This is a genomic window from Cobetia sp. D5 (assembly GCF_035666195.1).
Taxonomy (GTDB): Bacteria; Pseudomonadota; Gammaproteobacteria; order Pseudomonadales; family Halomonadaceae; genus Cobetia; species Cobetia amphilecti.
The window spans coordinates 353,893-372,646 of the sequence record NZ_CP142020.1 but is presented as its reverse complement, the minus strand read 5'-3'; the positions used below and the strand labels follow the sequence as shown (position 1 = coordinate 372,646).

The 18,754-nt window shown below is 64.6% G+C and carries 18 protein-coding genes; 10 read left to right on the top strand and 8 right to left on the bottom strand.

All coding sequences use genetic code 11. The features are described 5' to 3' along the window. Positions 1-102: 102 nt before the first annotated feature. Together coq7 and U0O11_RS01695 are read right to left on the bottom strand one after the other, a co-directional pair. Positions 103-768 (bottom strand): 2-polyprenyl-3-methyl-6-methoxy-1,4-benzoquinone monooxygenase, encoded by a 666-nt coding sequence (gene coq7, locus U0O11_RS01700; protein ID WP_284892560.1) that lies wholly within the window; start codon positions 766-768, stop codon positions 103-105. A 242-nt stretch (positions 769-1,010) separates the two neighbouring features. Further along, positions 1,011-1,352: a histidine triad nucleotide-binding protein gene (locus U0O11_RS01695; RefSeq protein WP_043334727.1), complete on the bottom strand. Its 342-nt coding sequence runs from the start codon at positions 1,350-1,352 to the stop codon at positions 1,011-1,013. Between the two features lie 221 nt (positions 1,353-1,573). Between U0O11_RS01695 and U0O11_RS01690 the strand changes: the two genes are divergently transcribed. After that, positions 1,574-2,404, top strand: a complete 831-nt coding sequence (locus tag U0O11_RS01690; protein ID WP_324691292.1) for an RIO1 family regulatory kinase/ATPase domain-containing protein — start codon at positions 1,574-1,576, stop codon at positions 2,402-2,404. A gap of 34 nt (positions 2,405-2,438) precedes the next feature. Here the strand turns inward: U0O11_RS01690 and U0O11_RS01685 are convergent, their stop codons facing one another. The 4 genes from U0O11_RS01685 to phaR form a co-directional block, all read right to left on the bottom strand. Beyond that, on the bottom strand, positions 2,439-3,311 hold the full coding sequence (locus U0O11_RS01685; RefSeq protein WP_043334728.1) for a phosphoribulokinase: 873 nt from the start codon (positions 3,309-3,311) through the stop codon (positions 2,439-2,441). Then, a complete protein-coding gene (locus U0O11_RS01680; protein ID WP_324691290.1) occupies positions 3,311-3,766 on the bottom strand; it encodes an acyl-CoA thioesterase in 456 nt (151 codons plus the stop codon). The genes U0O11_RS01685 and U0O11_RS01680 overlap by 1 nt, the downstream gene beginning before the upstream one ends. Positions 3,767-4,025: 259 nt before the next feature. Then, a complete protein-coding gene (gene purD / locus U0O11_RS01675; RefSeq protein WP_043334731.1) occupies positions 4,026-5,318 on the bottom strand; it encodes a phosphoribosylamine--glycine ligase in 1,293 nt (430 codons plus the stop codon). Between the two features lie 165 nt (positions 5,319-5,483). Further along, positions 5,484-6,002, bottom strand: a complete 519-nt coding sequence (gene phaR / locus U0O11_RS01670) for a polyhydroxyalkanoate synthesis repressor PhaR (RefSeq protein ID WP_248379881.1) — start codon at positions 6,000-6,002, stop codon at positions 5,484-5,486. Between the two features lie 197 nt (positions 6,003-6,199). On the opposite strand from phaR, the gene U0O11_RS01665 reads away from it, so the two are divergent. Then, a complete protein-coding gene (locus tag U0O11_RS01665) occupies positions 6,200-6,925 on the top strand; it encodes a 16S rRNA (uracil(1498)-N(3))-methyltransferase (protein ID WP_248379880.1) in 726 nt (241 codons plus the stop codon). 126 nt (positions 6,926-7,051) lie between these two features. Here U0O11_RS01665 and U0O11_RS01660 read toward each other — a convergent pair whose 3' ends face one another. Next, positions 7,052-8,713: a deoxyribodipyrimidine photo-lyase gene (locus tag U0O11_RS01660; protein WP_324691287.1), complete on the bottom strand. Its 1,662-nt coding sequence runs from the start codon at positions 8,711-8,713 to the stop codon at positions 7,052-7,054. Positions 8,714-9,428: 715 nt separating this feature from the next. Between U0O11_RS01660 and U0O11_RS01655 the strand changes: the two genes are divergently transcribed. From U0O11_RS01655 to U0O11_RS01630, 6 genes are read left to right on the top strand one after another with little or no spacing between them, the layout of a single operon-like run. Next, positions 9,429-12,221 carry a monovalent cation/H+ antiporter subunit A gene (locus U0O11_RS01655; RefSeq protein ID WP_054555277.1) on the top strand — a complete coding sequence of 931 codons (2,793 nt, stop codon included), beginning with the start codon at positions 9,429-9,431 and terminating at the stop codon, positions 12,219-12,221. Continuing rightward, a complete protein-coding gene (locus tag U0O11_RS01650; RefSeq protein WP_043334740.1) occupies positions 12,221-12,577 on the top strand; it encodes a Na+/H+ antiporter subunit C in 357 nt (118 codons plus the stop codon). Before U0O11_RS01655 ends, U0O11_RS01650 begins: the two co-directional genes overlap by 1 nt. Then, positions 12,577-14,118: a monovalent cation/H+ antiporter subunit D gene (locus tag U0O11_RS01645; RefSeq protein ID WP_324691284.1), complete on the top strand. Its 1,542-nt coding sequence runs from the start codon at positions 12,577-12,579 to the stop codon at positions 14,116-14,118. The genes U0O11_RS01650 and U0O11_RS01645 overlap by 1 nt, the downstream gene beginning before the upstream one ends. Continuing rightward, positions 14,115-14,615, top strand: a complete 501-nt coding sequence (locus U0O11_RS01640) for a Na+/H+ antiporter subunit E (protein ID WP_043334742.1) — start codon at positions 14,115-14,117, stop codon at positions 14,613-14,615. Before U0O11_RS01645 ends, U0O11_RS01640 begins: the two co-directional genes overlap by 4 nt. Further along, the gene (locus U0O11_RS01635; protein ID WP_043334744.1) at positions 14,609-14,878 is read left to right on the top strand and encodes a K+/H+ antiporter subunit F; all 270 of its coding nucleotides are present in this window, start codon (positions 14,609-14,611) and stop codon (positions 14,876-14,878) included. Before U0O11_RS01640 ends, U0O11_RS01635 begins: the two co-directional genes overlap by 7 nt. A gap of 18 nt (positions 14,879-14,896) precedes the next feature. Next, a complete protein-coding gene (locus tag U0O11_RS01630) occupies positions 14,897-15,298 on the top strand; it encodes a Na+/H+ antiporter subunit G (protein WP_054555276.1) in 402 nt (133 codons plus the stop codon). Between the two features lie 202 nt (positions 15,299-15,500). Here the strand turns inward: U0O11_RS01630 and hemH are convergent, their stop codons facing one another. Further along, positions 15,501-16,490: a ferrochelatase gene (hemH, locus tag U0O11_RS01625; protein WP_054555275.1), complete on the bottom strand. Its 990-nt coding sequence runs from the start codon at positions 16,488-16,490 to the stop codon at positions 15,501-15,503. A gap of 195 nt (positions 16,491-16,685) precedes the next feature. On the opposite strand from hemH, the gene U0O11_RS01620 reads away from it, so the two are divergent. Together U0O11_RS01620 and U0O11_RS01615 are read left to right on the top strand one after the other, a co-directional pair. Continuing rightward, on the top strand, positions 16,686-18,362 hold the full coding sequence (locus U0O11_RS01620; protein WP_324691280.1) for a cryptochrome/photolyase family protein: 1,677 nt from the start codon (positions 16,686-16,688) through the stop codon (positions 18,360-18,362). Beyond that, the gene (locus U0O11_RS01615; protein ID WP_324691277.1) at positions 18,359-18,745 is read left to right on the top strand and encodes a thiol-disulfide oxidoreductase DCC family protein; all 387 of its coding nucleotides are present in this window, start codon (positions 18,359-18,361) and stop codon (positions 18,743-18,745) included. The genes U0O11_RS01620 and U0O11_RS01615 overlap by 4 nt, the downstream gene beginning before the upstream one ends. Positions 18,746-18,754: the final 9 nt, after the last annotated feature.

Here is an 18,754-nt window from a genome sequence, read left to right as displayed (position 1 = left end):
TGATCATCACGACGTTCGCCCAAAACACAAAGGCCGCCCCATGGGGCGGCCTTTGTGTTGCTGCGTCCTGAAGCTGCCAAGGCAGGCTCCGGCGCCTGACCATCACACTCGATAGACGCTGGCCGTCATCACCTTGGACATCAGGCGCATGGCGCTCTTCAGCGGCCCCGGGAAGCGATGACCACCGGCTTCCAGCGCCCATTGCTCATGATGGGCTTCGTCGATTTCCATCTGGCGCAACACGGCACGTGAGCGCTGATCCCCCTCGGGCAGTGTCTGCTGGTGCTTCGACAGGTGCTCGCCGACCAGCTCTTCGGTCGCGGCCACGAACCCGAGGCTGACCTTGTCGTTGATGGCACCGGCCGCTGCCCCGAGCGCGAAGCTCGTCATGTAGAACAGCGGGTTGAGCAGGCTGGTATTGGCATCCAGCTCGACGAGTCGTGCATCGCACCAGGCCAGGTGGTCGATCTCTTCCTGGGCGGCCAGCTCCATCTGCGTGCGCGTTTCGGGCAGACGCGCCGTGAAGCCCTGACCCTGATAGAGCGCCTGGGCACACACCTCGCCGGTGTGATTGATGCGCATCAGGCCAGCGGCGTGCTGACGCTCTTCGTCGCTGATCGCTTCGTCGAGAATCTCGCCCGCCGGAGAGGGACGCGACGGCTGGGCGGCATGTGGCACCAGGGTACGCAGTACGGTGTCGAACTGATGGATCAACTGATCGGCGCGGCTGTGATGACGTTGCGCCGAAATGGCATCGGAATGCGGCATGGGAAGACTCCTGCACGGCGTGAGCAATGAGGCCATCTTACGCAAGCCAGCCCGCGACGGTAAGGGGCAGAGTGTCGCCGGGCGAGGCCTGACCGGCTCCCTTGCGCCGTGGCTTCCCCAATGAAAAACCGGCAATGCCGTTTTCACGACATTGCCGGTATGCGCCTGTGTGCCGCGCGCTTGTTATCGCTAGCCGCTACCTGCCCGCGAACCGCCGGTACAGGCGCCTGCTCTATGCCGGCTCAGCCAGCCGGCCATGTGAAGCGGCGACCACCCATCAGGTGCATATGAATATGATAGACCGTCTGGCCGCCATCTTCATTGCAGTTCATCACCACGCGATAACCGCCCTCGGCAAAACCGTAGTCCTTCGCCAGTCTGGCGGCGGTGTACTGCAGGCGCCCTACCGTGGCCAGCTGATGCTCCTCGATATCGTTGAGCGTGGCGATGTGCTGCTTGGGGATGATCAACACATGGGTCGGCGCCTGCGGATTGATGTCATTGAAGGCCAGCACCTCATCATCCTCATAGACGATATCGGCAGGAATCTCGCGGTTGATGATCTTGCAGAACAGACAGTCCATGACACCTTCTCCCTTGAAGTGGGGCTGCCCACGGCAGCGTGGCCTGCCAGCGTAGCGCCAGCCGGGCAACAGGCCAAGGGCAGACGCAGGAAAACGCGGGCCAGTTGGCGGACAGGGCAATGTCGCCTTTAGGGAAACAGACTGATTCACCGCTGCCAGTGGGCGAGTGAGGAAAACAGTAGGATAATCATTGTTATCCCGCTAACGAGAAGCCGCCCGTCATGCCCGTGTTCACTCGCCAAGATTCCTCCCTGCGCAAGGCCAACCACGAACTGGAGGCCGGCCTTGGCGCTCATGGCGAGACACGACCGGCCACTGTCGGCGCCCCCACCGTTGATCGCGCTGAGCCTACGCGCGCCGAGAAGGCGCGGGCGGCACTGCGTGCCGTGCCCAGGGTCGCGCGTGTTGACGGCGAGCAGGCCCCGGGCGAGTTCCTGCAGCGTGCCAAGGGCTTTCTCAAGGCCGAGGTCTATATCACGCACCTCAATGGCCAGCCGGTAGTCTGCAAGGATTACCGCCGCTATGCCGGCACGCCGGCGGCATTGGTGGCACGCTGGCTGGTACGCCATGAGCTGAAGATGCTCGAGCGTCTGGGGGATTGGACACACGCCCCCCGCGCCGTGGCGCGCCTGTCACCGCTGTCGCTGGCGATGGAATACATCCCCGGGCCGTTGCTGAGTGATGCCGCCCTGGATGACGTGACGGATGCCCGCCTCAGTCAGCAGCTGATTCTCGTCGTACAGCAACTCCATCAGCGTCAGATGGCCCACAACGACATCCGTGGCTCCAACGTTGTGCTGCGCGATGGCGTGCCGGTCCTGATCGACTTCACCTCTGCCGTCCGCCTGCCACGCCTGCCGGGCACGGCCACTCTCGCGCGCATGATGCGCCGCTTCGACCTGCGTCACTCGCTGAAGCTCAAGCAACGCACTCTCGGCCTGCCGCTGAGCACCCGCGAGGCACGCCTGCTGATCCGCAGTGGCCGCCTGAATCGCACCCTGCGCGTCTGGAAGAAAGGCATCCTGCCACGCCTCAAGGGCCGCAAGCACTGAGCCAGTCCGAGCCCAACCCCCTTCGTGTCTGCGGCTAGCGAAACCGCCGCTGCGCCAGCAGGCTCTTGACCAGCGGCGTGATGATCAGCTCGATGGCCAGTGCCATCAGCGCGCCGGGCACCACCAGCGTATGCGGGCGCGACATGAACGAGCCCTGGATCATCGCGAGCAGAAACGGGAAGTCGACACTGCCGGGGTCGCGGAAGTGGATCACGACCATCGACTCGGCGTCCGTCGGGATATCCTGCGGCTCGAAGGGGTTGGAGGTATCCACCGTCGGTACGCGCTGGAAGTTGATGTGCGTGCGTGAGAATTGCGGCTGGATATAGCGCACGTAGTCATCCATGCGGCTCAGGATGGTGTCCACCACCGCTTCCTGGGAGTGCCCGCGCAGCTTGGTGTCCCGATCGATCTTCTGGATCCACTCCAGATTCATGGTCGGTGCCACCCCGATCAGCAGATCGACATGACGCGCGATGTCATGCTCCGGCGTCACCAGCCCACCATGCAGCCCCTCGTAGAACAGCAGGTCCGTACAGTCCGGCAGCGACTGCCATTCGGTGAAGGTGCCGACCTTGTAGCCGGCCTCGATCATGCGCTTGTCTTCGGCATGGATGTAATGACGATGCGTGCCGGAGCCCTGCTCGCCATATTCGACGAACAGCGCTTCCAGACGATCCAGCTGGTTGGCCTCGACCGCGAAGTGAGACAGCTCGCGCTTGCGCTCCGGCGCCTCCTGAAACATGCGCACCAGCTCGTCACGGGTATAACGGTGAAAGGCATCCCCATCCACGTAGGCGGCATGAATCGCCTCACGCGAGAACATGCGCTCGAAGGTGCGCATGACCGTGGTGGTGCCCGCGCCGGAAGACCCCGTCACGGCGATGATCGGATATTCCCGCGACATCAGTTGGCTACCCGGGACGACATGGCAGAGACAGCCTGCTCGATGGCGGCACTGGCGCGCGCGCTCGGCTCCGCCAGCCCCTGCTCGCCAGCGAACACCAGCCCGACGCGCAGCGTCGCCAGTACCGCGTCATCGCTGACACGCAGCAGGCGGTGATGGACGCCAAGCCCCTTGCCGGACACGCTGTCGATGGCCGTTTCCACCACGAGGGCGTCACCCAGCCGGCCCTCACCCTGATACTGCACGGCGAGATCCGCGACGATGCTCATCAGCCCATCGATGTTCCATTCGGGGAAGCCCAGCGCCTGCCAGGCCTGGCTCCGCGCCTCGTGCGCCAGGCTGACCACGCTGTCGTGACCCAGGTGCTGGCCATAGTTGATGTCGCTGACCCGAATCGTCATCGGGTGGCGATGTACCAGGCGGGAAACCGGAAATTCAAGCCGGATACGGTCCATGCAGACTCCTTGTCGGCGAGACAGGAAAAGGGTTCAGGGCGGACAGCGACGCCATCTTTCGACGCCGGTCAGCCTCAAGAAGGAATATAGGATGACTAGGGTTATCGCATGCCCGATACCGACATGACCAGACCCCGACACGATGGTCGTAGGCGCTCAGGGCGTCGAGAGACGCCCCAACGACAAGACCCGGCCTGAGGCCGGGTCTTGTCGTGAAGCAGGCATGTCGCGGGGCGGTGGCCCGTGCGACTCAGCGCTTTCAGCTATCGCCGCGCTCGCGAGCGATGGCACGCCAGGCGATGTCGCGACGCACCAGCATGTCCTGCCAGCTGATGGCATCGACGCCTTCATAGGCACGCTCGGTGGCCGCCGCGACGCTGTCGCCAAGTGCGGTGACGCACAGCACGCGACCACCGCTGGTGACGACCTGGCCGTCCTGCTCGGCGGTGCCGGCATGGAAGACCTTGCAGCCGGTCGCTTCGGCAGCATCGAAGCCGCTGATGACATCGCCCTTGCGGTAGCTGGCCGGGTAGCCGCCAGCTGCCAGCACCACGCCGACCGCCGCGCGGGAATCCCACTCGCAGGTCTGGGTGTCGAGACGCCCGTCTTCGGCGGCCAGACACAGCGCGACCAGATCGGACTTCAGACGCACCATGATCGGCTGGGTTTCCGGGTCACCGAAGCGGCAGTTGTACTCGATGATCTTCGGCGCGCCCTGGGCATCGATCATCAGGCCGGCATACAGGAAACCGGTATAGGGATGGCCTTCGGCCGCCATGCCACGCACGGTGGGCAGGATGATCTCGTCCATCACGCGCTGGTGAACGTCAGCCGTCACCACCGGCGCCGGAGAGTAGGCCCCCATGCCGCCGGTGTTGGGGCCGGTATCGCCTTCGCCGACGCGCTTGTGATCCTGACTGGTGGCCATCGGCAGCACGTTCTCGCCGTCGACCATCACGATGAAGCTGGCTTCCTCGCCGTCGAGGAATTCCTCGATCACCACACGTGCGCCGGCATCGCCGAAGGCGTTGTCCTCGAGCATGTCACGCACCGCGGCGCGGGCTTCCTCGTCGCTCATCGCGACCACGACACCCTTGCCCGCCGCCAGGCCATCGGCCTTGATGACGATCGGCGCCGGATGGGCCGCCAGGTACTCAAGCGCCGCATCGACCTCCGCGAAGGTCGCGTAGTCGCCGGTCGGGATGGCATGACGCGCCAGGAAGTCCTTGGTGAAGGCCTTGGAGCCTTCCAGCTGGGCGGCACCGGCCGTCGGGCCGAAGCACTTGAGCCCCGCTTCGCGGAAGCGATCGACCACGCCGATCACCAGCGGCGCTTCCGGGCCGACGATGGTCAGCTCGATGGCGTTGTCACGCGCGAAGGCGACCAGCGCATCGAGATCGTCAGCGGCAATCGCCAGATTGGTCAGCTTGGACTCGCGCGCCGTACCCGCATTGCCGGGCGCCACGAAGACCTCCTCGACACGGGATGACTGGGCGGCCTTCCAGGCCAGCGCATGTTCGCGGCCACCGCCGCCGATGATCAGGACCTTCATCTTTTCAACCTTCATGAGCCAGTGTGGATCAGGGCTACCCGCATGGCGCGAGCTACCGAGGAAATATCAGGCTGCGCATTATGGCAGAAAGGCGCCCTGCTCGGGGCGCCCCTTTTCACATCACGATGAATTTATGTGAAAGCTGGATCTGACACGGTGTCACACTCAGCGTCGCTCATCGTCCGACGGCGTGTCCGACTCATCAGGCGCCGCATCCGCATCACTCGGCTGTGAGCGTGAGGCGTTCTTGCCAGCGCCCATGCCAGCGCCCATGGCCTGCTGCCAGAAGCGCAGGTTCTCTTCGGCGACCTCGCGCATCATCTCCATCGGCGAGTGACGCATGGCCTGGGACCACTGCTCCTGCATGCGCTGCTGCTGCTCCATCATCAGGCGCGTGCCCTGCTCCAGATAACCGGCCAGCGGCAGCGGCTTGGCCATCGCGTAGATGCGGATGAACTGCTCCAGCAGCTCGTTGGAGAAGACCTCGGCCTCGCCCTCGCCCTGCTCCTGCTCGATGATGATGGTCAGCAGGATGGTGCGCGTGAGGTCCTCACCGCTCTTGGCGTCCTCGACCTTGAAGACCTCTTCCGCCAGCACCAGGCTGCGCAGGTCTTCCAGGGTCACGTAGCGGCTCTGCTCGGTGTCGTATAGGCGCCGATTGGCATATTTGCGGATCACTCGCACGTGTCAGGCTCCTGTCGATTTTTCTTCATTGTGCACTCAAGGGGGGGGACTGCAAGAAAAGGCGTCACCACGCGTCAGCCATTGACGCCATGCCAACGCTGTCCCCGTCGGGTCAGCATGCACGACATGCTAGAATAACGCCCGCTTGCCGTTGTCTGTAAGCGATGCATCCCGCCCTCCACTGCCCCGGTATTGCCATGAATCTGATTTTGCTCGGCGCTGACGACCTGACCGCTCAGGACCATGCACGTGTCACGGACCCACGCCGCCTGCGCCATCTGCGTGAGGTGCATCGTGCCAGCGTCGGCGACGAGATGACGCTGGGGGTGGAGGGTGGCCTGATCGGCCGTGGCCGCCTGGAGCGACTGGAGGCGGACAGCGCCGAATTCAGCCTGACGCTGGACCGTCAGCCGCCGGCGCCACTCGACGTGCATCTGCTGCTGGCGCTGCCGCGCCCGCGCATGCTGGCACGCTCGCTGGAACACGTCACGGCATTGGGCGTGAAGCACATCACCCTGCTGCATACGCGACGGGTCGAGAAGAGCTATTGGCAGTCGCCGGAACTGAAGGAAGACAAGATTCGCCAGCATCTGGTGCTGGGACTGGAGCAGGCGCGTGACACCATCATGCCGACGGTGACCCACGAGAAACTGTTCAAACCCTTCGTGGAAGACTGCCTGCCGGCACTGATGACACCAGCATCAGGCACGCCTCTGCGCGGCATCATCGCCCATCCTGGCATGCCGGATGAATGCCCACGCGCCGTCCGCGAGCCGGTGATGCTGGCCATCGGTCCGGAAGGCGGCTTCGTGGACTATGAGGTCGAGAAATTCATGGCGACAGGCTTTGAAGGGGTGCATCTGGGCGAGCGCATCCTGCGCGTCGAGACGGCCGTCACGGCGCTATTGGCACGCCTGGGCTGAAGAGCGCCAGGTCATACAAGCAGCAGATCATAGTAGCAGCAAGTCGTAGAAGCAGCAGGTCATGGATGAGGTGCCACCAGGGCCTGGATCTTCCTAGACGACTGGCGTGATATCGACACCGTCTGATCACACATCGAAGCCCGCCAGATGCCGCCATTCGCCCCAGTGGATGGCGGCGTCGTAATCGAGCAGGCAACGCTCGAACCAGCGCGCGCCCAACCGCCAGTCGCCGCCGCCCTCCAGCCAGGCACCGGCCAGATACTTGCGCTCGGACCACGGCAACCAGCCTTCACGTACCAGCATCTGCATGGCCTTGTCGGCCCGGGCATCGCCGGTTCGCCCTTCGCTCCAGCGCGCAAAGGCGGCGTCATTTGCGGCGTCTTCCCGCAACGCGGCGCCATACCAGGCCGCGCGAGCCTCCTCATCCTTGTCACGCAGCATGCGCTGCCAGCACTCGCGCTGCAGCACGATGGCCAGCAGCTGCTGATTGATCGCCTCATCACCCGCCTCGCGGCGGCGGGCATCCAGTACCTGCAGAATGCGGCGCGGACTGATGCAACCCAGCGCCAGCCATGCTGCCAGTGGCCATGCATCCGCCGGGCGCGCCATCGATTGCATATCGTCAAGCGTCTTCCCCGCCTCCCGCTGGGGTGCCAGTCCCGTCGGCACACCAGCGCCTTCGGCATCGACAGAGTGCGATCGCTGATAGGACGCCCCTTCGATCGAGTCGTCATCGCCCTTGCCGGCATCTCCCTTCGCCCAGGCCTTGCCCCACAGCAAGGTCGACAGGTATGCGCGGGCTGGCTCCTCGCCGCCCTGCAGCTCCGCAAGCCGGGCAGTCGCCGGCTGCCAGGCTTGCGCCGAGCCACAGATGGCATCCAGCGGCGGAAAGCCACGCGAGGCAGAATCGGGCCACGGCGGCAGGGAATAGGGCAGCCCCTGCAAGGGCGACTGCGCCTCGCACAGCGCGCGCCACTGCTCATCGTTCAGCCCTGTCGGCAAAGCCTCGTGTTGAGACAGAGCCTCGCGCTGAGGGCGGGCCTGCATGGCGCCGGGCGTCGGCGTCAACACAGCACAAGGCGGCAGCATCAGGTCGGCCACGCCAGCGTCATCGCCACCACTGGCGTGCAGCACCTGCGAGGCAAGCGCGGCGCAGGTCGCCAGGGCGTCATGATCGTCTGATGCGCCTGTGTCAGCAGAGGCTGTGTCACGCAGAGTGAGATCACTGGAGGGAGTCGCACGCTCATCTACAACGCGGGACGCTTCATGCGCCACACGCAGGCGCGCCGTCTCTTCGCGGGGGAGTCTGCCCGGCAGCGGGCCATCCAGCAGCTGGCTGTCGAAGGCGATCTGGTCAGGGGGGTGACAGTGGAGGCGGGTCGAGGCCGGCAGGCGCCGTGAGAGCTGCTGCAGGGCGCGGCTGTCTTCCGGCGCGGCGGCGAGACTGACCTCCAGACACTGGACATCATGCTGGGCGACCTGCGTCAGCACTTCCTCGACGGGGTCCCCGACGCGCACCAGCAGGTCACTGCCGCGACGCAACAGCATGCCACGCAGGTTCATCAGGCTCTGCCACAACAGGCGCAGGCGCGCTGGCCCCAGGCGTGGCAAGCCGTCGCTCGGTGTCAGCCAGCGACGGTCGAAGACATACATCACCAGCATCTGATGCGGGCGACGTGACAGGGGCAGCGCGAACAGCGGGTTGTCTTCCAGCCGCAGGTCGTGACGCAACCACACCAGAGAGGTTTCCGGTGCGTTGCCCGAATTCATGCTGGCGACCTCGTGCATGATGACTCCGTGGAACGTATGGCGTGCAACATTTGTACAAGAAAATCGACATCTTGTACAACACTTCACACGGTACATGTCGCGTTCCGGCGGGTCGGGCATGCGCTGGCGAGGGGTGCAAGTGCGTGATACATTCGAGAGGTTAGGTCACGTTCCATCAATGTTTTCAACAAGATCGCGCAAGTGTCTCCACTCGAACACACACTTGTCATCCAGGGGCTTCAGGAGGAATACGGCCATGCTCGCAAGACATGACATGACCGCACCAACCCGGCATATTCGCCGGCTGCCCGTTGCGGGCAGCCGGGGACGCGCTGCGGACCTCATCCCATCCTGGATGCTGGCACCCCGTGCCGTGCGACTCCCCTTCCTGACGGATCCGCCCCTTGCGACGGTAACGTCATGCCCGGAGCGATTGACGCGCTGAACCCGCGCCAGATCCTCCGTGCAGCCTGAGCCAGCCACTGCCAACCCTTGCTGCCGCGTGACGCGTGACGTGTCTCGCATGGCCCCATGAGAACGTCTTCCTGACAGAGTCTCGTGTGTCCGGCACTTCATCGCGGCAACCTGCAGTGCGCTCGCCTATTCTGTCGGCACCCAGTGGCCGAAACTCCGCCTCCCGATCTCGAAGCTGGCAGTCCGGCCCTGAGCCTGTGTCTGCGCTGCCCACGAATGACGGACTACGTACTACAACAACGACTGGAGCGAGTCTTCCATGACCCTGCTGTTGATCGTGCTATTGCCGTTACTCGGTGCCCTGGTGCCCTTGATGGCCAGAAATCTGCCCCGCGCACGCCTTGCCTGGCTGACCGCGGTGGCACCTGCCATAGCACTCGGTATCGCCGTCTTCCACCTCGGAGACGTCTTCTCGGGCATGGTGCCCCAGTTCCATCTGCCCTGGATCGCGGAGCTGGGACTCAACCTGTCGCTGCGCTTCGATGGTCTGTCGGGGCTGTTCGTGCTGCTGATTCTCGGCATTGGCCTGCTGATCATTCTCTATTCCCGCTATTACCTGTCGGGCGAGGATTCGCTGGCACGCCTCTACAGCTTCCTGATGCTGTTCATGACCGCGATGCTCGGCATCGTGATGGCAGACAACCTGCTGCTGATGTGGGTATTCTGGGAGCTGACCAGTCTGAGCTCCTTCCTGCTGATCGGTTACTGGTACCAGCTGAGCGAGGCGCGCAAGGGTGCCCGCATGGCCCTGACCGTCACCGGTGCCGGGGGCCTGGCACTGCTGGCCGGTATCCTGGTCATCGGGCATATCGTCGGCAGCTACCAGTTCGATGACGTGCTGGCCGCGGCGGACCAGATCCGCTCCCACGAGCTCTATCCGGTCGCGCTGGTGCTGGTGCTGCTGGGCGCCTTCACCAAGTCGGCCCAGTTCCCGTTCCAGTTCTGGCTGCCCCATGCGATGTCGGCGCCGACGCCGGTGTCCGCCTTCCTGCACTCCGCCACCATGGTCAAGGCCGGTGTCTTCCTGCTGGCGCGCATGCACCCGGTGCTCGCGGGGACAGACCTGTGGTTCTACATCGTCAGCCTGACCGGCCTGGCCACCCTGCTGTATGGCGCCTGGTTCGCGCTGATGAAGCAGGACCTCAAGGGCGTACTGGCCTTCTCGACCATCAGTCACCTGGGCCTGATCACGTTGCTGTTCGGCTTCAATAGCCAGATGGCCGCCGTCGCGGGCCTGCTGCACATCATCAACCACGCCACCTTCAAGGCCTCGCTGTTCATGGCCGCCGGCATCGTCGATCACGAGTGCGGCACGCGTGACATCCGCAAGCTCAACGGCCTGTATCGCTACATGCCGCATACCACGGTGCTGGCGATGGTCGCCTCGGCCTCGATGGCCGGTGTGCCGCTGCTCAACGGCTTCCTGTCCAAGGAGATGTTCTTCGCCGAGAGCCTCGATGCCCAGCTGCTGGGCGGCCTGTCGTGGCTGATTCCGGCGCTGGCGACCCTCGGTGGCATCCTGTCGGTGGCCTACTCGCTGCGCTTCATCCACGACGTCTTCTTCAATGGCGAGCCGAAGGATCTGCCCAAGACCCCGCATGAGCCGCCGCGCTACATGAAGCTGCCCATCGAGGTGCTGGTGCTGATCTGTCTGCTGGTCGGTATCCTGCCGTCGCTGGTGATCAAGGACCTGCTGGTCAGTGCCTCCGCCAGCGTGCTGGCCGGACCGGTACCGGACTTCAGTCTCGCCATCTGGCACGGCTTCAATCTGCCGCTGCTGATGAGCGGTATCGCGCTGGCGGGCGGCGTCGCCGTCTATGCCCTGCGCCACCACCTCTATTCCTTCCAGCGTCAGTTCCGCGCCCGCAATGCCCTGCTGGTGTTCGAGGCCAACGTGCAGCGTCTCGTCAAGCTTTCCGAACGCAGCATGGACAGCTTCGAGAATGGCTCGCTGCAGCGCTACATGCTGTGGCTGCTGCTGACCGCGCTGCTGTTCGTCGGCATCGGCCTGCTGGCCGTGCCGCAACTGGGCGGAGAGCTTGAGCAACAGCCCTTCGATGGCATGCTGCTGACCGGCGCCGTGATCACCGGTCTGGCCGGCCTCGGTACCGCGATCACCCACCGCAAGCGTCTGATCTCGCTGCTGATGCTGTCCGTGGTCGGCCTGATGACCTCGCTGGCCTTCGCGCGCTTCGCCGCACCGGACCTGGCACTGACCCAGCTGGCGGTCGAGGTGGTGACGATGATCCTGCTGATGCTGGCGCTGTTCTTCCTGCCCCAGCGCACGCCCAAGGAATCCAGCGCACGCCGCATCATGCGCGACGTGCTGCTGGCCAGTGCCTTCGGCGTGGTGGTGGCGAGCCTCAACTTCGCCATCCTGACCCGCCCGGTGGAGTCGATCTCCGACTTCTTCATGGCCAATGCGGTCTCCGGTGGCGGTGGCCATAACGTGGTCAACGTGATTCTGGTCGACTTCCGTGGCTTCGATACGCTGGGTGAGATCACCGTACTGGGCATCGCGGGTCTGGCGATCTTCAAGCTGCTCAACCGTCTGCGCCTGTTCATGCCGTCCAGTGACCTGGATGGCCGTGGCTGGTCGCCGGATCGCCATCCGATGATCCTGGCCACCGTCTCCCAGACGCTGCTGCCGCTGGCTCTGCTGGTCTCGGTCTACATCTTCCTGCGGGGCCACAATGCGCCGGGCGGCGGCTTCATCGCCGGTCTGGTGACGGCAGTGGCCATCATCCTGCTCTACATCGCGCGTGGCGTGGACTGGACGCAGCGCTGGCTGCGCTTCCCCTATCAGCCCGTCGCGGCGGCCGGGGTGTTGATCGCCGGCCTGACCGGCGCCGGCAGCTGGGTGTTCGGCTATCCGTTCCTGACATCCTCCTTCGGCCACTTCACCCTGCCCGTCATCGGGGAAATCGAGCTGGCCACCGCGCTGCTGTTCGACCTCGGCGTCTACCTGACCGTGGTCGGCGCGACCCTGATGATTCTCGCCAATCTGGGCAAGCTGACGACTCCGCATCGCCCGACCAAGGAGAAGATGTGATGGAAGCCCTCTACGCCACTACCACCGGCCTGCTGGCCGCCTGCGGTGTCTACCTCACCCTGCGCGGCCGCACCTTCCCCGTCGTGGTCGGCCTGACGCTGCTGTCCTACGCCGTCAACCTGTTCCTGTTCTCCATGGGTGGCCTTGCGATGCACGGCAATCCAGCCGTGGTCGGTGCCGGCTCACCAGCGGCTGACCCGCTGCCCCAGGCGCTGGTGCTGACCGCCATCGTGATCGGCTTCGCCATGACGGCCTTCGTGGTCATTCTGGCGATGCGCGCGCGCGGCGACCTGGGCAGTGACCACGTCAACGGCAATCGCCTGGATGATTCGAAAGAGAAAGAGGACACCAAGTGATGCTGCAACACCTGATTGTCCTTCCGATTGTCCTGCCACTGCTGGTGGGGGCGGGCCTGCTGCTGAGCCGTGCCACCTCACCGACCCTGCGCCGCACGGTCAGCCTGGTGGCCCAGGCATTGATGGTGGCCATCGCCATCGCGCTGGTGGTGCAGGCCGGTGATGGCACCATCCGCTACTACGCGCTGGGCGACTGGCAGCCGCCGTTCGGGATCGTGCTGGTGCTGGACCGCCTGTCGGCGACCATGGTGCTGCTCAGCTCGCTGCTGGGGCTGCTGGCCTGTCTGTACGCCACGGCGGGCATCGATGAGACCGGCTCCAACTTCCACGGTCTGTTCCTGCTGCAACTGATGGGCATCAACGGCGCCTTCCTGACCGGCGACCTGTTCAACCTGTTCGTGTTCTTCGAGGTGCTGTTGATCGCCTCCTATGCCCTGCTGCTGCATGGCGGCAGCAAGGCACGCACGCTGTCGGCGCTGCACTATGTGGTGCTGAACCTGATGGGCTCGGCATTCTTCCTGATCGCGCTGGGTATCCTGTACGGCGTGACCGGCACCCTGAACATGGCCGACATGGCGGTCATCGTCACTACGCTGGACCCGGGCCGTGCCGGTCTGATGGAAGCCGGTGGCCTGCTGTTGCTGGTGGTGTTCGGCCTCAAGGCGGCGATGCTGCCGCTGTACTTCTGGCTGCCACGCGCCTATGCCGCGGCCTCGGCACCGGTGGCGGCGCTGTTCGCGATCATGACCAAGGTCGGCATCTATTCCATCCTGCGCGTCTACTCACTGATCTTCACCGACAACGCTGGCGCACTGGCGGACCTCGGTCGTGACTGGCTGTGGTGGGCGGGGCTCGCCACCCTGGTGGTGGCGATGCTGGGTGTGCTCTCGGCGCGTGATCTGCGCACCCTGGTGGCCTATCTGGTGATGGTGTCGGTGGGCACGCTGCTGACGGCGCTGGGCATGAACACGATCGAGGCAGACAGCGCGCTGCTGTTCTACCTGATCCACTCGACGCTGGTCACCGGCGGGCTCTTCCTGCTGGTCGACGTGGTCGCCGGTCAGCGCGGCAAGGCCGGGGCACGCATCGTGCGCTCGCGCCCGCTGCTGCAGGCAGGCCTGCTGGGCGGCCTCTTCCTGATCGGCACCGCCGCCGCCGCCGGGCTGCCACCGTTCTCGGGCGCCATCGGCAAGGCGCTGATTCTCGCCTCGGCGACGCCGGAGCAGCAGCTCTGGCTGTGGCCGCTGCTGCTGCTGGCCGGTCTGTGCTCGCTGGTCGCCTGCTCACGCGCCGGTTCCAGCGTGTTCTGGCGCACCAGCAAGGCCGAGCCCAGTGGCGAGCGCATCGGCGTAGCCCGTGGCATCGCCACTGGCGGGCTGATCTCGGCCGCGCTGATGCTGGTCATCTTCGCGGGGCCGCTGGCGAACTGGACCAAGGCCACCGCCGAGCAGCTGTCCAACCCGGCCCCCTATCTTGAATCCTTGCTCGGCAAGGACGCGGCACCGGAAACCGCACCGCCGCTGAAGGGAGATGTCTCATGATCAAGCCTCGTTCACGTCTCTTGCCCACGCCGATGCTGTCGGTGCTGCTGCTGATCGTCTGGCTGATGCTGCAGAACAGCGTCGCGCCCGGTCAGATCCTGCTCGGGGCAGTGCTGGCCATCGCGATTCCCATCCTGACCTACCGCTTCTGGGAGCCGCAGCCTGACCTCCAGAAGCCCTGGCGGCTGATCAGCTACTTCCTGCGCGTGATCATGGACATCATCATCGCCAACCTGCAGGTGTCCTACCTGATCCTCAATCCGCGCGCCAAGTTTCGCCCGGCCTTCGTGCGCTACCCGCTGGAGCTTGAGGAGAAGTTCCCGATCACCCTGCTGTCGAGCACCATCACGCTGACGCCGGGCACGGTCTCGGCCTATCTGACGCTGGATGGTCGCCATCTGATCATCCACGCGCTGGATGTCGAGGATGAGCAGGAGTTGATCGACGAGATCCGCCAGCGCTACGAGCGTCCGCTCAAGGAGATCTTCGAATGCTAGACATCGCCCTGTGGATCAGCATCGCGCTGTTCGCCGCCTCGCTGGTGCTCAACGTCTTCCGGCTCGCCATCGGGCCGGACCTGCCGGACCGCATTCTGGCGGTGGACACCATGTACGTGAACTCCATCGCCCTGATCGTGCTGTTCGGCATCCAGCTCAACAGCAAGTCCTACTTCGAGGCGGCGCTGTTGATCGCCATGCTCGGTTTCGTCAGCACCGTGGCAGTCTGCAAGTACCTGCTGCGCGGCGACATCATCGAATGACCTGAGCGGAGACTCCCCATGCCCACCTGGTTCTATCCTGTCCTCGAAGGCGTGATCGCCTTCTTCCTGGTTGCCGGCGGCCTGTTTGCCTTCATCGGCTCTCTGGGACTGACGCACCTCAAGGACTTCTACATGCGCCTGCACGGCCCCAGCAAGACCACCACGCTGGGGGTCGGCTGCGTGCTGATGGCGTCGATGATCTACTTCCGCGCCACCACCGGCCACTTCAGCTTTCAGGAAATGCTGGTGTCCATCTTCCTGTTCATCACCGCCCCCGTGACCGCTCACCTGCTGTCCAAGGCGGCGCTGCACCAGAAGCTGGTGGCGGACAGCCGCACACGCAACGTGCCGGAGCGACTCGAAGTCGCCGAGGAGCCGGACGAGGTCAACGCCGAGGCCAGCGAATCCCGCCTGCCGTGATCGTCACTCGGCTCTCGGCTCTCGGCTCTCGGCTCTCGGCTCTCGCCAGGCAGGCTCTCACCATCCTGGCTCTGAGCCACGAGCGCTGATTCGCAGGAGCGGGTTCACGAACAGCAGGCCAGCAACATGAAAACGCCCCACCAGTGATGACTGGTGGGGCGTTTTCATTTCTCGGGCAATGGCAGTATGACTGGCCTGCTCGTTACCAGCCCTGAGTATGCTGGCGACACAGCGCCTCAAGCAGATCGATATGGTCACTGCGGTCATTGAGCGCCGGAATGTAGCGGAAGTCGCCACCACCGGATTCGGTGAAGTAGCCGCGGTTCTCTTCCTCCAGCTCTTCCAGCGTCTCGAGACAGTCAGCCGCGAAGGCCGGCGAGATGACATCGACGCTTTCCAGCCCTTCACCGCCCCACGCCTTCAGCGTTTCATCGGTGTACGGCTTGAGCCACTCGGCCTTGCCGAAGCGCGACTGATAGGTCATCGCCCACTCATCGTCACCAAGCCCCAGTGCCTCGGCCAGCAACTGGCTGGTGCGCTCGCATTGCGTCGGGTAGGGGTCGCCTGCGGTGGCATAGCGCTTGGGAATGCCGTGATAGCTCATCAGCAGGCGCTTGCCGCGCCGACCTTCCTTCTCCCAGTGCTCACGCACGCTGGTGGCCAGCGCCGCGATGTAATCCGGGTGGTCGTGATAGTCGCGCACGAAACGCAGCTCCGGCAGATGCGGGCACGGCTTGAGTGCACGCGCCAGGCGATCGAAGACCGCGGCAGTGGTCGTGCGCGAAAACTGCGGATAGAGCGGCAGGATCAGCATGCGGTCGGCACCGCGGCTGGCGAGCTTGCGCCCCACCTCTTCCATGGTCGGCTTGCCGTAGGTCATCGCCAGCTCGACGGGAATGTCCTCGCCCAGCGACTCGGCCAGGCGTGCTTCCAGCGCGGCGCGCTGACGCTTGCCGATCGCCATCAGCGGCGAGCCGTCTTCTGTCCACACCGAGGCGTAGGCCTCGGCCACCTTCTTGGGACGCGTCGTCAACACCAGGCCATGCAGAATCGGCAGCCAGAGCAGACGCGGCAGGTCGATCACGCGCACATCACCGAGAAACTCCGCGAGGTAACGGCGCACCGCCTTGGGGGTCGGGGCATCGGGGGTGCCGAGATTGACCAGCATGACGCCAAAACGCGGGGTACTCATGGATGATGGACTCCTGAATAGGGGCAAGAAGAGAGGTGAAGCGGCAGCGCAGCCACTTGCACCGCAGCGCAGCCACCTTCACCGACAGCGCAGCCATATTACCAGCTCGCCCTGTGCGTGAGGGATGAAGTTATACTATCATCACGATTTGTATAGCTTTAAGACAATTATTGTCACAACCCTCCCGGAGTCATCGTGCCCGAACCCTCCACTCTGCAACTTGCCACACGTCACGACTTCGCGCGGCCACTGGTGCTGATCCTCGGCGACCAGCTCAGCCATGAGCTGGCAAGCCTCAAGCAGGCGCCCGCCGACAGCGTGATCGCCTTCTGCGAGGTCGAGGAGGAAGGCCGCTACGTGCCGCACCACCCGCACAAGATCGCGATGATGCTGGCCGCGATGCGCCATCACGCCCAGGAACTCAGGGAGTGTGGCTGGCAGGTACATGAAAGCCGACTGGATGACCCGGACAACCTCCAGCGTCTGGCCAGCGAGGCAGAGCGTCTGGCCGCCCTGTATCAGTGTGATGGCGTGCTGGTGACCCGCCCCGGCGAGTGGCGGCTGCTGGACGACTTTCTGGCGCGGCGCGAGGCCGGCAGCGTGCGCTGGGAAGTCCTCGAGGACACACGCTTCTTCACCACGCCGGCAGCCTTCGCCGGCTGGGCCGAGGGCCGCAAGCAACTGCGCATGGAATACTTCTATCGCGAGCAACGCCGTGACACCGACCTGCTGATGGAAGGCAGCGAACCCGCCGGCGGCAAGTTCAACCACGACCACGACAACCGCGAACCGATTCCAGATGACTTCCACGCCCCACCGCCGCCGGTGCATGCCCATCACGCGGATGCGACGACTCGCGAGGTGCTGGCGCTGGTCGCGGCGCGCTTCGGGGAGCAGGCCAGTGACAAGGAGCGCCACTTCGGCAGCCTCGAGAACTTCAACTGGGCCGTCACCCGGGCCCAGGCCCGCTCTGACCTCACGCATTTTCTCGATCACTGCCTGGCAGACTTCGGCCGCTATCAGGATGCCATCGAGGACAGCGATCCCTTCCTGTTCCATTCACGCCTGTCTGCCGCGCTCAATATCGGCCTCTTGAGCCCGCAGGAGGTCTGCAGCGCCGTGGACGCCGCCTGGCGGCGCGGCGAGGTGCCGATCAACTCGGCGGAGGGGTTCATTCGTCAGATACTCGGCTGGCGCGAATATGTGCGCGGCATCTACTGGACGCGCATGCCCGGCTACAAGCGCGAGAACCGGCTGGAAGCCAGCCGCAACCTGCCGGAATTCTTCTGGACGGGGGACAGCGGCATGCGCTGTCTGGATCAGGCCATCGCCAGCACCCGCGAGCATGCCTACGCCCACCATATTCGTCGCCTGATGGTCACGGGCAACTTCGCGCTGCTGTGCGGCGTGAAGCCCGAGGCGCTATGCGACTGGTATCTGGCGGTCTATGTGGACGCCTGTGAGTGGGTCGAGCTGCCCAATACGCTGGGCATGGTGCTGCATGCCGATGGCGGCCTGATGGGCTCCAAGCCCTACTGTGCCTCGGGCAAGTACATCGACCGCATGTCCAATCACTGCGCCAGGTGCCAGTACTCGCCGAAGAAGGTCACCGGCCCGCATGCCTGCCCGTTCAACAGCCTCTACTGGCACTTCATCGAGCGCCATCGCGAGGCGTTGTCACGCGATCCGCGCATGTCACTGGTCTACGGCAGCTGGCGACGCATGAAGGACGACAAGCGCGAAGCCCTGCTGCAACAGGCTGACGCCTTTCTGGCTCGCCTCGACAGCGCCGCGGACTATGGCAGTGATGCCCATCGCGCCGGTTACTACGCCGCACCCTCCAGTCTCACGACCGACAAGGAATCCTCATGAGTCGCATCTGGCAAGCCAGCGCACCGGTCACGCTCTATCACGATGGCAAGTGTCCCCTGTGCCAGCGCGAGGTCGCCTGGCTGGCCAGGCATCCCGGGCGGGAGCGGGTCAGAACGGTGGATATCCGTGCACCAGATTTCTCGCCTCAGGCGCTGGGCTTGAGCTTCGAGACGATGATGGGACGTCTGCATGTGCAGGACGCACGCGGGGAGTGGTATGTCGGCATGGATGCCAGCCGAGCACTCTATGCGGTGCTCGGCTATCGGCGCCTGGTACGCCTGTCGCTGCTGCCGGGCCTGCGCCCGCTGATGGACATGAGTTACCGCTTCTTCGCCCGCCATCGAGAGCGCATTGGTCGCTGGGTGCCCCAAAAGCACACCTGAGCCAGTAGC